The following is a 15,845-nucleotide window of genomic DNA, read 5'->3' on the forward strand; positions in this document are numbered from 1 at the left end:
ATTTATTTTCCTAAAATATTACCGCAGATTTTCAGAAAAATCCTTGTGATATTTCACAGAGCTAAGATATATTTATTAAAATTAATCACAAAAATACATTTCAATGAGATATTTTTGACAAATATGATTTACAAATTGATTTTTCAATGCTACAATACTTTCAGGTTGTTAAGAAAACAAATTATTGTTTCACTAATCGATTCATTTACAACCGCGGATAGGAGTATGTAATATGTCAAAAAAATTTGCTTTCATCGGTTCGGGATCCCTGGAATTTACAAGAGACCTGGTTCGTGATATCCTTACCTTTGACGATTTTCGGGACTGTGAAATCGCGTTGATGGATATCGATTCCAAAAGGCTTTCCTATTCCAGGAAGGCAGTGGAAAAAATAATTAAAAAAGGCAGCTACCCCGCAAAGGTAACGGCGACTTTGGACCGCCGCGAGGCCCTGAAGGGGGCGGACGGCGTTCTGATCACCATTCTGCAGGGCGGGGTCGACGTATGGCGCCACGATATTGAAATCCCCGCAAAATACGGGGTCGATATCTGTGTCGGCGATACAAGAGGGCCGTCCGGTATTTTCCGGTTTTTAAGGACCGCGCCCGTTATGCTGGAGATCATCCGCGACGTGGAGGCTCTGTGCCCGGACGCAATCGTTCTGAACTATACAAACCCCATGGCGCTTCTGTGCGGATACCTGCAACGCCAGACCAAGGTAAACGTAACCGGCCTGTGCCACAGCGTACAGGGTACCGCGGAAATGCTTGCCGGCTTTATCGGCGCGAAGCCGGAGGAACTGACCTACACCTGTGCCGGTATCAACCATCAGGCGTTTTACCTGAAGATGGACTGGAAGGGACAGGACGCGCTGCCGCTGCTGAAAAAAGCGGTGCTGGAAAAGCCGGAGGTCGCGGCGGAAGAACCGGTCAGGTCCGAAATGTTCCTCAATCTGGGCTATTACCCGACGGAGTCGTCCGGACACAATTCCGAGTACAACGCCTGGTTCCGCAAACGTCCGGATTTAATTGAAAAATACTGCACACACGGCACGGGCTGGAACCCGGGCGCCCACGCCTACATATTGGATGAGTATCTGAAAAGGGAATGCTCCTGGGAAAGCGAATTCCAGAAGATGCTGGAAGAGGAAGAGTTCGATCTCAGCAGGGGCGACGAATACGCTTCCAATATTTTCAACGCCGTTTTCGGCGACCACACTCCGTTCGAGTTTAACGGAAACCTCAGGAATTTCGGCCTTGTCGACAATCTTCCCGCCGGAGCCTGTGTGGAAGTACCCGTCCTGGCCTCCCGCGCCGGAATCCGCCCGTTCCACGTCGGCAACCTGCCCGACGGCCTCGCGATTCTGGTCAACACCTCTTCCCGCTGCGAGGAGCTGGCGATCGACGGCGCAATCGAAGGGGACCCGTGGAAAATTTTCCAGGCGGTTCTGTTCGATCCCCTTACCTCCGCCGTACTCTCCATGGCGGAAACCAGACAGATGACCCAGGAAATGCTGGATAAAAACAAGGAATACCTGACCTATTTCAAATCGCTCGCCATTTAAATCGATTTATTTTGGCTCGCCCTGCTCCCGCAGCAGGTAAGATACAATAAAATTCAAACAATGGAGGATTGAAATGAAAAAGTTTACATCTTGTGTACTTGCCGTCGCTCTGGCAGCTTCCCTGCTGACCGGGTGCGGTGCACCCGCTGCAAACTCCGATTCCTCGGCCGCAGGCAAATCGGGCACCACCACGATTACCCTGTGGTCCCATATCGACGAAAACTGGAACCCCGCTCAGGACAAAATGATCGCGGATTTTGAAGCGGCGAATCCCGACATTAAAGTGGTACGTGAATCTTTTCCCTATGACGAGTTTGAATCCAAGACGCAGACCTCCCTGCTGAGCAAGGAAGGCGGGGCGGATGTTTATCAGCTGTGGGGCGGCTGGGCGATCGATTACGCCAAGACCGGCGCTTTCTCTCCTGTACCGGATACATACATGGAGAAGGTCAAGGCGGACAGCTACGAGCCTGTAATCGGGTCCTTCGGCTACAACGGAAAGTACTACGGCGTTCCGCTGGAGTTCAACATCGAATACGGCGGGCTGCTGGTCAACACCCCGAAATTCAAGGAGCTGGGCATTCAGTACCCCACCACATGGGACGATATGATCAACATCGCCAAGAAGAATTCCTCCTCCGACGGCGCGGTGTATCACCTTCGCGGACTGGATTTCGTTGGATGGGATACGCTTCCCTACACCTGGCTGTCCATGATTCTTTCCTCCGGCGGCAAATACATGGAGGGCGACAAGTTCAACTTCAACAATCCTGTCGGCGTTGAAACCATGCAGAAGCTGGTGGACTATGTTGCCGTTGATAAGATCACGAACCTCGACGGCCTGACCAACGCCAGCGACACGGAGCCCTATCAGAAGCTTTTCACCAGCGACGAGGAGCTGATGGTTCCCCGCGGACCGTGGACGGTCTCGGAAGGCATCAATGTTGACGGTCTGGAATACGGCAAGGATTTCGAGTACGTTGCAATGCCGTTCTACGGCTCGCAGAAGCTGTTCGCAGCGGAAACCGGCTGGGGGCTGGCAGTCAACGCTTCCTCGAAAAATCAGGAAGCGGCATGGAAATTCGTTGAATTCTGGACCGATCCCGACAGAGTGCTGGATTACAACATTGCCTGCGGCATGGTGCCCGCATCCAAAACCGCGGCCCACAATCCGGAGCTGCTGAAAGCGATGCCTTATCTTGAGCCGCTGGTAAACATTCTGGACGGCGGCAAGTTCATCGGTTATTTCAACACGGATAAGCTGAAGGAAAATGTAAAAAACACCTTTATTGATATCGTGAACAACAAGACCCCTGTGGCTGAAGCGCTTGAAAAACTCGACAGCACAATGAACGCGGAAAAATAACTGCACATGAAAATACGGCGGGCTTTTGACAAAGGAGAGAGCCCGCCGTCTCTCTAAGGAGGATCGACCCGTGAAAAACAACCGTTTTGTCTACCTTGTGCTGCTCCCGATTTTTATTTTGCTGGCAGTCTTCTTCGTACTCCCCATTGTAGGCGGCCTTGCGATTTCCTTTTTTGATTACAACCCGCTCAGAGCCATCAACCATTTTATTGGATTTGAAAACTTCGGTAAGCTGATGTCGGATAAAATCTTCCTGAAATCCACCGCAAACACGCTTATATTTGTCGGCATTACCGTTACTCTGAATATATTCCTCACCCTTGTGCTCGCGCAGCTGATCAGTATGCTGCCGTGGCCGAAATTCCGGAGCTTCTTCCGGGTGATTTTCTTCATGCCCTGCGTGGCGCCGCTGATCGCCTCCAGCGTGGTATGGGGCGGGCTCTATGCCACCAAGTACGGCCTGATCAACAATATGCTCAAAACCTTCTTCGGGATTTCCCCGGTAAACTGGTTGGGAACCGCAAGCTACGTGATGCCCGCCATCATTATTTTCACGCTTTGGGCCGATATCGGCTACAACATCATCCTGTTTTCCGCAGGTATGGACGGAATCCCCACGGATTTCTATGAGGCGGCCGAAATCGACGGCGCGGGCATGGTGAAAAAGTTCTTTTATATCACCTTGCCGCTTCTGGGAAGAACCGTCAGCTTCGTCGTGGCCATGACGATTATCTCCCACTTCCAGATGTTCGCGCAGTTCCAGGTTCTTGCCAAGCTGGGCGGTCCGGAAAACTCGGGAAACGTTCTTACCTATTACATCTACAAAACCGCTTTCCAGACCAAGGATATGGGCTACGCGTCCGCAATCGCGGTCGTTCTCTTCGTTCTCATTATGATCGTCACAATCATTCAGCAGCGGCTCAACCGCGTGGAATGGGGGTATTAAGATGGCAAGCAATTCCAGAAAATACTACAAGCTGTATGTTGTGATCGCCGTCATCCTGATGGTTTTCGCCCTGCTCATTATTGCGCCCTACATCTGGATGATGCTCACCTCGTTCAAGAGCACCCGCGAGGTTCTGTACAACCCCGGAAAAGTCATGCCGATCAAATGGACGCTTTCCGGTTACATCACCGTTCTGACAAAATCGCCGTTCTTCAGCTGGTTCAAAAACAGCGTGATCGTGTCCGTGACCGTAACGGCGGCGGTCATCTTTACAAGCACGATCACCGGCTATGTGTTTTCCAAATACCGCTTCAAGGGGAAAAACTTTCTTTTCTGGCTGGTGCTGAGCACTATGATGGTTCCCAGCCAGATCACCATGATCCCCCGCTTCCTGATTATCAATCAGGTCGGCCTGTACAACAGCCTGCAGGCGCTGATCATTCCGGCGATCGTATCCGGGTTCGGCATTTACCTTTGCCGGCAGTTCTGCGACGAAATTCCGGACAGTCTTTGCGAAGCCGCGAAGCTGGACGGCGCGGGAGATTTCCGCATCTACGCCAGCATCATCCTGCCGCAGCTGCGGCCCTGCGTTGCGGCTCTGGCGATTTTCACCTTCCTGGATATCTGGAACGATTACCTGAACCCTCTGATTATGCTCTCCACACTGAAGAGCATGACGCTCCCTCTGGCGCTGACCTACTTCTCCGACGCACATTCCACCGATATCAGCGCCGTCATGGCGGCCTCCGCACTGATTATGCTCCCGGTGACCATCCTTCTGCTCTGCTTCCAGAAGCAGTTCATCAAGGGCGTTACCATCTCGGGCATGAAATAAAGAAAAACAGACACAGGCGGATCGACCCGTTTTCCGGGCGATCCGCCTGTTTTTACATTCCTATGCCGCAATGAAAAATTTCCGTATAGTCGATTAACTTTAAAAATGGCTAAGGATTTGCGAGGACTGCGAGGACATTTTTCGTGCTGTAAGGCAGACGACGAAGTCAGGCTGGCGCCTGACGAGGAGGATAACGCAACAACACGGAAAATAGACCGCAAAGACTGGATGGTTTTGAAGTTAATTGACTATATTGCCCGCTTGAAGAAAATGTCAGCCCATGCACACGCGGACGACATGCTTTTGCCCGTCGCCGCACACCGGAAGGACGTTGCCCTGTACCGGTTCGCCGTCAAGCGTCATGCTTTTTACGCCTTTGCTCTTCCCCGCCGCATTGTCGATTTCGATCCGGTACGTGGAGCCGCGGAATTTGCGTTCCACCGTAAAGCTGCCGAAATCCTCGGGAATACACGGATCGATTTCCAGTCCGTCGAACTGGGGCCGGATACCGAGAATGAACTGGGAGACATCGTAAAAGCTCCAGGCCGCCGTACCGGTCAGCCAGGAATTTTTCGCTTCGCCGTGCCGCGGCGCGTCGCGCCCGGCGATCATCTGCGCGTAAACATAGGGCTCGGTGCGGTGTACTTCACTGATCTGCTCCGTATAGGCGGGGCAGGTTTTTTTGTAAACGGAAAACGCCAGATCGCCGCGGCCGAGAACGGTTTCCGCAATGGAAACCCAGGGATTGTTGTGGCAGAAAATGCCGCCGTTTTCCTTGTACCCCGGAGGATAGGAGGATATTTCACCCAAATTCAGCCGGTAAGAGGTATAGGACGGCCAATTCAGAACCAAACCGAATTCCGTATCAAGATGTCGGTGCACGGAATCCAGCGCGCGCTGCGCCAAGCCTTCCTTTACGCCGACTCCGGCCATGACGCAGAAGCCCTGCGGTTCGATAAACAGCTTGCCTTCGTCGCATTCCCGGCTGCCGACTTTGTCCCCGAAGGCGTCGTAGGCACGCAGAAACCATTCGCCGTCCCAACCGTCCCTGAGGATGGCGTCGGTCATATTGTTTACTTCGCAAAGCGCGCGCTCCGCTTCCTGCGCATACCCCGACCGGCTCAGAATTTCGGCGTACGCCGGGCCGACCGAAACAAACAGCCCCGCGATAAACACCGATTCCGCGATCCCGCTTTCAAAATTCGCGCAGGTCTGGAAGGATTCCCCTGGCGTTTTGGAGAAGCAGTTCAGGTTGAGGCAGTCGTTCCAGTCGGCGCGGCCGATCAGCGGAAGCCCGTGCGGCCCAAGGTTGTTCAGCACATGGTCAAACGAACGTTTCAAATGCTCCAGCAGGGGAACCTCCGTGCCCTCCTCGTTGTTGAAGGGAACCTGCTCCTGCAGAACCGGCCAGTCCCCCGTCTCCTTCAGATACGCGATCACCCCGAAAATCAGCCACAGGGAATCGTCGTTAAACCCGCTGCCGACTTCAAGATTGCCTCGTTTGGTCAGCGGCTGGTACTGATGGTAGGCGCTTCCGTCCTCCATCTGTGTGGCGGCGATATCCAGAATACGGGTCCTTGCGCGGGAGGGAATCAGATGCACAAAGCCAAGAAGGTCCTGCGTGGAATCCCGGAAGCCCATTCCCCTTCCGATCCCGGATTCAAAATAGGAGGCGGAGCGCGACATGTTGAACGTCACCATGCACTGGTACTGGTTCCAGATATTCACCATGCGGTTCAGCTTTTCATCCCGGCTGTCAAGGCGGAAATTGGAAAGCAGGCCGTCCCAGTACTCTTTGATACGGGACAGCGCGGAGTCCACCTGCGCGTCTGTGGAAAAGGCGTCCAGCAGCTTTTTTGCCGGCGCTTTATTGACAACATTCGGCGATTCCCATTTCTGATCTTCCGGGTTTTCACAGTAGCCCAGAACGTAAATCAGACTTTTTTCCTCTCCGGGAGCAAGGGTCATACGGACGCAGTGGGAGCCGACGGGCGCCCAACCGCTTGCGACGGAGTTGCGGGGCTTCCCCTCAAGCACCGCGTCCGGCCTGTCAAAGCCGTTGTAGGCCCCTAAAAAGGATTCCCGGTCCGTGTCGAAACCGTCGATCGCAGTGTTCACGCCGAACACCGCGTAATGGTTGCGCCGCTCGCGGTATTCCGATTTGTGATAGATCGCCCTTCCGGTCACTTCCACTTCCCCGATATTGAAATTGCGCTGGAAGTTCGTCATGTCGTCGTAGGCGTTCCAAAGGCAGAATTCAACAAAAGAGAACACCTGAAAGCTCTTTGGCTCTGAGGAGGTGTTCTTCATAGTCAGGCGGGTCACTTCGCAGTCCGCGCCGATCGGGACAAAAACGGTCTGCGTCACCTGCAGGCCGTTTTTGCTGGAATCAAAAATGCTGTATCCCAGCCCGTGGCGGCACCCGTAAGAGTCCAGCGGCGTTTTCGTCGGCGCCCAGCCCGGATTCCAGACGGTGCCTTCGTCATTTATATAAAAGTAGCGCCCTCCCGCATCCGTGGGAACATTATTATACCGGTACCGCGTAAGGCGGAGCATGCGTGCGTCTTTATAAAAACAATATCCCCCCGATGTGTTTGAGATCAGTGAAAAAAAGTCTTCGTTTCCAAGATAGTTGATCCAGGGATAGGGGGTGTCCGGCCGGGTAATGACATACTCCCTGCGGACGTCGTCAAAATATCCGAATTTCATAGGCAAGTTCCTCCCAATGCTTTGTTTGACTACAAATTACGAAAACGATTTAGTAATTTCACAAAACACGAAATCCATTTTCTTTATAGTAATAGGTATCTCGGATAAAATCAAGTGTTTTTTAATATTCAGCATATTACACGAATATCAATCGATAGATCATACAATTTTAAACCAAAACAGTAAAAAAGAGCCAAATCACAGAAATTTTCATATTTTTTAAAAAATCTCGATTTTTACGAAAACATTTTCGTATATAATATTAATGATAGAAAAATACAAACCCGTTTTCTCCCAAAATATATTATAAAATGAATTTTATTTAAAAATTTAATATTAAAATTTAAATCACTATTGAAAAACTGTTAATTATGGATTATAATAACTTACGAAAACGATTTAGAAAATTTCTCAGACAGGAGAAAGTCATATGGCAAACATAAAAGATATTGCGTTGAAATGCGGATTGTCCGTTTCAACGGTCAGCAAAGCGCTGAACAGCTACAGCGACATCAGCAAGGAAACCCGCCAGCGCGTTCTGGAAACCGCAGAGCAGTTCGGCTACTTCCCAAATTCCAACGCAAGGGCCCTGAAAACGAACCGTACCCATAATTTAGGAGTGCTGTTTGTGGACGACGCCCAAAGCGGACTGACGCACGATTATTTTGCCGCCGTTTTGGACAGCTTTAAGGTGGAAGCGGAAAAGCACGGCTACGACATCACCTTTATCAATCACAATATCAACATTGGAAACCGGCCGATGACTTTTCTGGAGCACTGCAGATACCGCAATTTCGACGGCGTGTGCATCGCCTGTATCGACTTCCAGAAACCGGAGGTCATCGAGCTGGTAAGCAGCAGTATTCCCGTCGTGACCATCGATCACGTGTTCAACAACCACACAAGCATCAACTCGGCGAACGTGCGGGGGATGCACGAGCTTGTACAGTACATATATGACATGGGCCACCGGAGAATCGCCTATGTGCACGGCGAAAGATCGGCGGTCACCGAACAGCGTCTGACCAGCTTCTGCAAGTCGCTGATGGATTTGGGGATCGAGACTCCCCAGGAATATCTTGCACGCGCAGCCTACCACGACACTGCCGCCACCCGGCACAGCGTCAGACAGCTTTTGAGCCTGCCGAACCGCCCGACCTGCATCGTCATGCCCGACGATTACGCTGCGCTCGGGGGCATTGAGGCGATTGAGGCCGCGGGGCTGAGGATTCCGGAGGATATTTCCATCGCGGGATATGACGGAATCTCCCTTTCCCAGGTAATCAAGCCGCGGCTCACCACGCTGAAACAGGACACAAAAATGCTCGGCCGCGAAGCCGCGCGCAGGCTGATCGGCCAAATAGAGAATCCCCTTACCACCATAACGGAGAACGTTACGGTGATGGGCCAGCTGATAGAAGGCCAGTCGGTCGGAAGGGTGGATCCCTCCATCGAGTAAGTTTTGGCAGAGTAACTGCCATGCTGATAAATTTTAGCGGATTGTCCGCCAGATTAAAGGAGGATTTCGTAAACATGAAAAAGGCAAGAAAAATCACCGCAACGCTTCTGGCTCTCGCGATGATGACAGGCGTCATGGCAACCGCTTCCGGCTGCCAGAGCGGGCCGGCCGCGTCGTCGGCAGCTCCCGTCGCAAGCCAGGAAGCCGCAAACAGCGAAGCTCCGGCAGCGGAAGGAAAAACGCTCAACATTTGGTGCTGGAACGATGAGTTCCAAAGCAGGTTCAACGATTATTATCCGGAAGTAAAGGAAGTGGCCAGCGACAAATCCACCACTACCTTAAACGACGGCACCGTCGTCAAATGGACCATCAATCCGAACGACAACAACAACTATCAGAACAAACTGGATCAGGCGCTGCTTTCTCAGGAAAGCGCCGCTGCCGACGACAAAATCGATATTTTCCTGGTGGAAGCCGATTACGCATTAAAGTACGTCGACAGTGAATACACATTGGATGTAAAGAAAGACATAGGGCTGACGGACAGCGACCTGTCCAACCAATACCAGTACACACAGGATATCGTCACTGACAAAAACGGCGCCCTGAAAGGCACCACCTGGCAGGCGACCCCCGGTCTGTTCGCTTACCGCCGTTCCATCGCCAAAGCGGTGCTGGGCACGGACGACCCCGCAAAGGTACAGGAATCTCTCTCCGACTGGGATAAGTTCAACAGCGTAGCGGCACAGGCCAGCGCCAAAGGCTACAAGATGCTTTCCGGTTATGACGACAGCTACCGCACCTTCTCTAACAACGTATCCGCACCGTGGGTAACGGACACGACGGCCACGGTTGACGCCAACCTGATGAATTGGGTAAAACAGACGAAAGAATATGCGCAAAAGGGCTACAACAACAAGACCTCCCTCTGGGACGACAAGTGGCAGGCCGACCAGGGGCCGAGCGGAAAAGTACTCGGATTCTTCTACTCCACCTGGGGCATTAACTTTACCCTGCTGGGCAACTCCCTGAAAACACCGGTCGCGGAGGGCGGCAAGGAAGAAGTCGGCAACGGCGTTTACGGCGACTATGCCGTCTGCCAGGGCCCGCAGAGCTACTACTGGGGCGGCACATGGATCTGCGGCGCCAAGGGAAGCGACAACATCGGCACGATCAAGAATGTCATGAAGTCCCTCACCAGCGACAGCACGATCATGAAGAAGATCACAACCGACACACAGGATTATACCAATAACAAAGAGGCCATGGAAGAAATCGCGAACAGCGACTTCAAATCCGCGTTCCTCGGCGGCCAGAACCACATTAAGCTCTTTGCCGAAGTGGCGCCGAAGATCGACATGAGCAACGCCGGTCCCTACGATCAGGGAATGAACGAAAGCATGCAGAAATGCTTTAAGGATTATTTCGACGGCACTGTCGACCTTGAAAAAGCAAAGGCAAACTTTGAAAAGACAGTCAAGGAGAAATATCCTGAAATCACAGAGATAAAATGGCCATCATAAAGATTTTTTGAGCCGGACGCACGGCTGCCAAAGGGGGTTTCCCCGGACCGCGGCCGTGCGGCTTTATTAGGGAAAGGGGGCTTCGACTTCATGAACGCTGAGAGTACGCCGAAAAAGAGGAAGCGCAGCCGCTACACGAAATGGGGTTATCTTTTTATCTCTCCATTTTTTATCGTATTTATTGTCTTTTCATTGATTCCTCTGTGCTCCACCATTTATTACAGCTTCTTTCAATATTACCGCCAGGGGCTGAAAATCATTGGACCGACCTTTACGGGCATGGCGAATTATGTCAAATTATTTCAGACGGACCTGCCGAATTATCTGGGAAACACCCTTCTGATCTGGTTCATCGGCTTTGTCCCCCAGATCATTATCTCGCTGCTGCTGGCGGCGTGGTTTACCAACCAGCGCCTGAACCTGCGCGGGCAGGGGTTCTTTAAAACCGTGATCTATATGCCGAATCTGATCATGGCTTCCGCTTTTGCGATGCTGTTTTTCGCGCTGTTCTCCGACAACGGCCCCGTCAACGGAAGCTTGGTGTCCCTCGGTATTTTCAGCCAGCCCTTCCGTTTTCTGGCCAGCATAGCCGGCACTCGCGGCCTGATCAGCTTCATGAATTTTCTGATGTGGTTCGGTAATACCACGATTCTGCTGATGGCGGCGATTATGGGCGTCGACCCCGGACTTTACGAGGCGGCCGAAATTGACGGCGCCTCCTCCAACCAGATGTTCTGGCGGATCACCATTCCGCTGATCCGTCCCATTATGGCGTATGTCCTGGTCACTTCGCTCATCGGCGGCCTGCAGATGTTCGATGTGCCCCAGATTCTGACCAACGGCTCCGGTAATCCGGACCGCAGCGCGACCACGATGATTATGTACCTGAACAATCATATGTACAGCAAAAATTACGGGATGGCCGGAGCGGTTTCCACCGTGCTTTTCCTGATCTGCGCGGCGCTCTGCTTCCTAATTTATTTCATGATGACAAACAAGGATGGCGCTGCCGGAAACAAAAAGAAAAGGGGTGTCCATGGATGAATAACCATTCTAAATCCGGCAAAGCCGGACTTTCCGTCACACGGGGCGCCTGCTATCTTGTTTTGGCTGTTCTTTGCTTTTTGTGCCTGTTTTTCTTTTACATGCTGCTGATTAACTCTTCCCGGAACACCTATCAGATTCAGCAGGGGTTCTCGTTCCTTCCGGGAAAATCCTTTGTCGTAAACCTGAAAAATCTTCTGAAAAACGCGAACATCCCCGTGCTGAGCGGTATTTATAACAGCCTTGTCGTCTCCGCGCTGACAGCGCTTCTGGCGTCCTATTTCTCGGCGCTGACCGCCTATGGGATTTACGCTTACGATTTCAGATTTAAAAAAGCCGCTTTCACGGTTATTTTGCTGATTATGATGATGCCGACGCAGATTTCGGCGGTGGGCTTCGTCAATCAGATGCAGGCGATGGGGCTGCGCAATTCCCTGATTCCGCTGTTTTTGCCCTCCATTGCTTCCCCCACTGTATTTTTCTTTATGAAACAGTATCTTGACAGCAATATGCCGATGGAAATCGTGGAGGCCGCGCGCATTGACGGCAGCGGCGAGTTTCACACCTTTAACACCATCGTGCTGCCGATCATGAAGCCGGCGATGGCCGTACAGGCGATTTTCACCTTTGTGACCGCGTGGAATAACTTCTTTATTCCCGCCCTGCTGATTGACAAAGCTGACAAAAAGACTCTGCCCATCCTGATTGCGCAGCTGCGCAGCGCGGATTTCCTCAAATTCGACATGGGGCAGGTCTACATGATGGTCACGATCGCGATCATTCCGGTCATTATTATTTACCTGATTCTCTCCAAATATATTGTGCGCGGCGTTGCGCTGGGCGGCGTAAAGGGATAACCGGTCCGCCGCAAAATAAACTGAGCTGGGGATGAAGCAAATGGGATTTCCTGAAAATTTCATCTGGGGCGCCGCAACTGCCTCCTACCAGATTGAGGGAGCCCCGCGGGAAGGGGGCAAAAGCGACTCTGTCTGGGATGAGTTCTGCCGTGTTCCGGGCGCTGTTTTTGAGGGTCAGACAGGCGACGACGCCTGCGACCATTATCACCGCTTCCGGGAAGATATCGCCATGATGAAGCAGCTGGGTATCCGCGCTTACCGCTTCTCCTTCTCCTGGCCCCGCATTCTGCCGGACGGAACGGGAGAAGTAAACGAAGCGGGAATGCGTTTCTATGAAGACCTTGTAGAGGAACTCCTGCAAAATCAGATTACACCCTATGCCACTCTTTTTCATTGGGATTATCCGGCCGTCCTGCAGAAGCAGGGCGGCTGGCTGAACCCACAGAGCCCGCTGTGGTTCGAACAGTATGCCGAAACCATTGCGAGACGGTTTAAAGGCAGAATCCAGCATTATTTCACCATCAATGAACCGCAGTGCTTTATCGGACTGGGCTACGGCCGCGGCACGCACGCGCCCGGCCTGAAGCTTTCCGCCGCGGATAATTTTCTGGCGGTCCACCACGTTCTGCTGGCGCACGGAAGAGCAGTCCGTGCGCTGAGGGAATACGGCGGTCCTGTCAGTGTGGGACTGGCTCAGTGCGGGCGGATTTTCGTTCCGCAGACCGACCGGACCGAGGACGCCGAAGCCGCGCGGCGCGCTACCTTCGAGGTCCCCGGCGACTATCTTGACGCTCTTTTCAGCGTCTCCCTCTGGAGCGACCCGATTCTGAAGGGGGAGTACCCCAAAGACTTCCTGCAGAAATTTTCCGATGTGCTGCCCGAAATCAGCGCGGGGGACATGGAGCTCATCCATCAGCCAATCGATTTTTACGGGCAGAATATTTACCACGCCGCCCGCGTCCGGGCGGCGAAGGGCGGCTGGGAACCGGTACCGTTCCCCGTGGGGATGACAAAAACGGCCATGAACTGGCCCGTGACCCCGGAATGCATGTACTGGTGCAGTAAATTTCTGTATGGAGAATACCGCAAAAAAATCATTATCAGCGAAAACGGAATGTCCGCTCACGACGCCATCTCACTGGACGGGCGGGTACACGACCCGAACCGGATCGATTATCTGCGCCGCTATCTCCGTTATTTAAGGATGGCGGTAAATGAGGGTATTGATGTCGCAGGTTACTTCGTCTGGTCCCTGATGGATAATTTTGAATGGGATTCCGGTTATCACGAACGCTTCGGCATCATCTATGTCGATTATGAAACACAAGAGCGAATCCCGAAGGACAGCGCTTACTGGTACCAAAAAACGATTGAACAAAACGGAGAGAGGCTTTGAAAGCCTCTCTCCGTTTTGTTCGTATCCATTCAGTCCGGTTCCAGCAGTTCCGCAAACGAATCAATGTACTCATCCGCTTCCCGGAGGATGGTCTCTTTTTCATAGTCCGAGTACGGATCGTAAACCCCGCAGGTCCGGAAGCCGCCCGCCTTTGCTCCCCGGATGCCCGCCGAAATGTCCTCAAACACCACGCAGTCCCGTGCGGAAAGGCAGAGCCGCTGCGCCGCCAGAAAATAGATATCGGGGAAGCCCTTCCCCCTCTCCACCTCGCCCAGATGGGCAAAAGCGTCGAACAGGTCAAAAACGCCGTTGTTTTTCAGTGCCGGTTCGTACAGCTCCGGGGCCTGCGCGGTTGCGACCGCCAGCCTGACTCCACGGCTTTTTAACTTCCGGAGGAATTCCCCGGCCCGGGGCTTCAGTGCGATTTCAAAGCGGTAGGCCTGTTCGGACATTTCCATCCAGTCACGGATGACCTCCTCAGCCGTTTCCGACAGGGAAAACCGCGCGATGGTGTACGCCGCCGCGTCCCGGTAGTTCATGGGTGTAACCTTTTCGACATAGTCGTCCGGCAGAGGGATTCCCCGTTTCGCAAGGAACCGCTGATCGATCTGCGCCCAGATTCCCATGGAATCCAGCAAAGTGCCGTCAAGGTCAAAAATCGCGCCTTTCAATTCCTTCATGGATTCCCTCCCTGGAAAATCTGTAAAAGCCCGCGGGCGGCTTCGCGGATGTCGGGCTGTGCGATCACTGCGGAAACCACCGCCAGGCCGTCGATACCGATCTTACAGAATGCGGGGGCGGTTTCCCGGTTGATTCCCCCGATGACGACAATCGGGATTCGAACCGCCCTGCGGATGGCGTGCAATTCTTCCATAGAGACGATTTCGGCGTCCGTTTTCGTCCCGGTCGCGTACATGGCGCCCACGCCGACATAATCCGCGCCGTCCTTCTCGGCCTGAACGGCTTCTTCCAGTGTGGACGCGGATACCCCGATGATTTTTTCTTCCCCCAAAATACGGCGCAGCACGCCGCAGGGTAAATCGCTCTGCCCCACGTGCACGCCGTCCGCATTGACTGCAAGCGCAATGTCCAGCCGGTCGTTGATAAGCAGAGGGACGCCGTAATGTTCCGTCACCCTTTTCACCGCAAGGGCCGTGTCGTAAAACAGGCGGGAAGAAATATTCTTTTCCCTCAGCTGGATGACCGTACAGCCCCCCTGAATCGCCTGTTCCACCGATTCCTCCACCGTAGAGGTGCTCATCAGTTCCCTGTCCGTACAGAGGTACAGGGAATAATCGATTTCAGATTTCATCCAACTTCGCCCTCTCTTCCAATAAAACAGGATTCAGGCGGCTCAGCGCGTCGATAATCGCGATATGAAAGCTGCCGGTGCCGGTCTGCCCCGCCGCTTCGTACGCAAGCTCTCCCGCGATTCCCATGGAAGCGATTCCGGCGACCGCCGCCGTAAAGCCGTCCCGCAGCGTGCCCGCGTAGGCGCCGACCAGCGAGGAGGTCATGCAGCCGGTACCGGTCACCCTGCTGAGCATGGGATGTCCGTTGCGTATTTGGACGACTCTTTTCCCGTCGGCAATCACGTCGACCGCACCGGTAACGGCGGCCGTACAGCCCAGCTTTTCCGCAACGGCTTTTGCAACGGCAACCGCGTCGTTGCCGCCGTCGGCCTCGGAAGCATCCACCCCTTTCGTCGAAGCGGCCAGCCCCGCGACAAAGGAGACTTCGGAAATATTCCCGCGCAGGACCGTAAGCCTGACCTGCTCCAGAATCTCTCTGGTCGCGTCGTTGCGCAGTTTGGACGCGCCCGCACCGACCGGGTCAAACACAACGGGAATCCCGAGTTCGTTTGCCCTTTTCCCCGCCGCAAGCATGGAAGCGACGGTGCGCTGGTTCAGTGTGCCGATGTTCAGCACCAGAGCGGAAGAAATAGCGGAAATATCGGCCGCTTCCGCAATGTCGTCCGCCATGATGGGCGAAGCGCCGATGGCAAGCAGCGCGTTTGCACAGTCGTTGACCGTCACATAGTTGGTAATATTATGTACCAGCGGAATCTTTTCCCTCAGGACACGGATTGCGTTTGATACTTCTTTGGTGATCTGATTCATTGTTTCATCCTCCGGATATTTTATTT

At 53.2% G+C, this 15,845-nt stretch carries 13 protein-coding genes; 9 read left to right on the top strand and 4 right to left on the bottom strand.

Features of this window, described 5'->3' with window-relative positions; translation table 11 throughout:
• The first annotated feature begins 232 nt into the window (after window positions 1–232).
• From LY85_RS05445 to LY85_RS05460, 4 genes are all read left to right on the top strand, one after another.
• The gene (locus tag LY85_RS05445; protein WP_141825795.1) at window positions 233–1,564 is read left to right on the top strand and encodes an alpha-glucosidase/alpha-galactosidase; all 1,332 of its coding nucleotides are present in this window, start codon (window positions 233–235) and stop codon (window positions 1,562–1,564) included.
• Between the two features lie 73 nt (window positions 1,565–1,637).
• Window positions 1,638–2,930, top strand: coding sequence for an extracellular solute-binding protein (locus LY85_RS05450; RefSeq protein WP_141825796.1), 1,293 nt, complete (start codon window positions 1,638–1,640; stop codon window positions 2,928–2,930).
• 70 nt (window positions 2,931–3,000) lie between these two features.
• Window positions 3,001–3,876 carry a sugar ABC transporter permease gene (locus LY85_RS05455; protein WP_038325198.1) on the top strand — a complete coding sequence of 292 codons (876 nt, stop codon included), beginning with the start codon at window positions 3,001–3,003 and terminating at the stop codon, window positions 3,874–3,876.
• Window position 3,877: 1 nt separating this feature from the next.
• On the top strand, window positions 3,878–4,711 hold the full coding sequence (locus tag LY85_RS05460; protein ID WP_038325199.1) for a carbohydrate ABC transporter permease: 834 nt from the start codon (window positions 3,878–3,880) through the stop codon (window positions 4,709–4,711).
• 273 nt (window positions 4,712–4,984) lie between these two features.
• Here LY85_RS05460 and LY85_RS05465 read toward each other — a convergent pair whose 3' ends face one another.
• Window positions 4,985–7,420 carry a glycosyl transferase gene (locus tag LY85_RS05465; protein WP_141825797.1) on the bottom strand — a complete coding sequence of 812 codons (2,436 nt, stop codon included), beginning with the start codon at window positions 7,418–7,420 and terminating at the stop codon, window positions 4,985–4,987.
• A 430-nt stretch (window positions 7,421–7,850) separates the two neighbouring features.
• Between LY85_RS05465 and LY85_RS05470 the strand changes: the two genes are divergently transcribed.
• The 5 genes from LY85_RS05470 to LY85_RS05490 all read left to right on the top strand — a co-directional run bounded on the left by LY85_RS05470 (window position 7,851) and on the right by LY85_RS05490 (window position 13,699).
• The gene (locus tag LY85_RS05470) at window positions 7,851–8,879 is read left to right on the top strand and encodes a LacI family DNA-binding transcriptional regulator (protein ID WP_038325202.1); all 1,029 of its coding nucleotides are present in this window, start codon (window positions 7,851–7,853) and stop codon (window positions 8,877–8,879) included.
• Window positions 8,880–8,953: 74 nt separating this feature from the next.
• Window positions 8,954–10,402, top strand: a complete 1,449-nt coding sequence (locus LY85_RS05475) for a carbohydrate ABC transporter substrate-binding protein (RefSeq protein ID WP_141825798.1) — start codon at window positions 8,954–8,956, stop codon at window positions 10,400–10,402.
• A 90-nt stretch (window positions 10,403–10,492) separates the two neighbouring features.
• Window positions 10,493–11,446 carry a sugar ABC transporter permease gene (locus tag LY85_RS05480; RefSeq protein ID WP_141825799.1) on the top strand — a complete coding sequence of 318 codons (954 nt, stop codon included), beginning with the start codon at window positions 10,493–10,495 and terminating at the stop codon, window positions 11,444–11,446.
• Complete coding sequence (locus tag LY85_RS05485; RefSeq protein ID WP_141825800.1) at window positions 11,443–12,303, top strand: carbohydrate ABC transporter permease; 861 nt, start codon at window positions 11,443–11,445, stop codon at window positions 12,301–12,303. The genes LY85_RS05480 and LY85_RS05485 overlap by 4 nt, the downstream gene beginning before the upstream one ends.
• A gap of 40 nt (window positions 12,304–12,343) precedes the next feature.
• Entirely contained in the window at window positions 12,344–13,699 is a 1,356-nt protein-coding gene (locus LY85_RS05490) for a GH1 family beta-glucosidase (protein WP_141825801.1), read from the top strand.
• A gap of 29 nt (window positions 13,700–13,728) precedes the next feature.
• Here LY85_RS05490 and LY85_RS05495 read toward each other — a convergent pair whose 3' ends face one another.
• From LY85_RS05495 to thiM, 3 genes are read right to left on the bottom strand one after another with little or no spacing between them, the layout of a single operon-like run.
• The gene (locus tag LY85_RS05495; RefSeq protein ID WP_141825802.1) at window positions 13,729–14,379 is read right to left on the bottom strand and encodes an HAD family phosphatase; all 651 of its coding nucleotides are present in this window, start codon (window positions 14,377–14,379) and stop codon (window positions 13,729–13,731) included.
• A complete protein-coding gene (thiE, locus tag LY85_RS05500; RefSeq protein WP_141825803.1) occupies window positions 14,376–15,011 on the bottom strand; it encodes a thiamine phosphate synthase in 636 nt (211 codons plus the stop codon). Before thiE ends, LY85_RS05495 begins: the two co-directional genes overlap by 4 nt.
• Window positions 15,001–15,819, bottom strand: a complete 819-nt coding sequence (thiM, locus tag LY85_RS05505) for a hydroxyethylthiazole kinase (RefSeq protein ID WP_141825804.1) — start codon at window positions 15,817–15,819, stop codon at window positions 15,001–15,003. Before thiM ends, thiE begins: the two co-directional genes overlap by 11 nt.
• Window positions 15,820–15,845: the final 26 nt, after the last annotated feature.

This window comes from Clostridium sp. KNHs216 (assembly GCF_006714885.1).
GTDB lineage: Bacteria > Bacillota > Clostridia > Oscillospirales > Acutalibacteraceae > Caproiciproducens.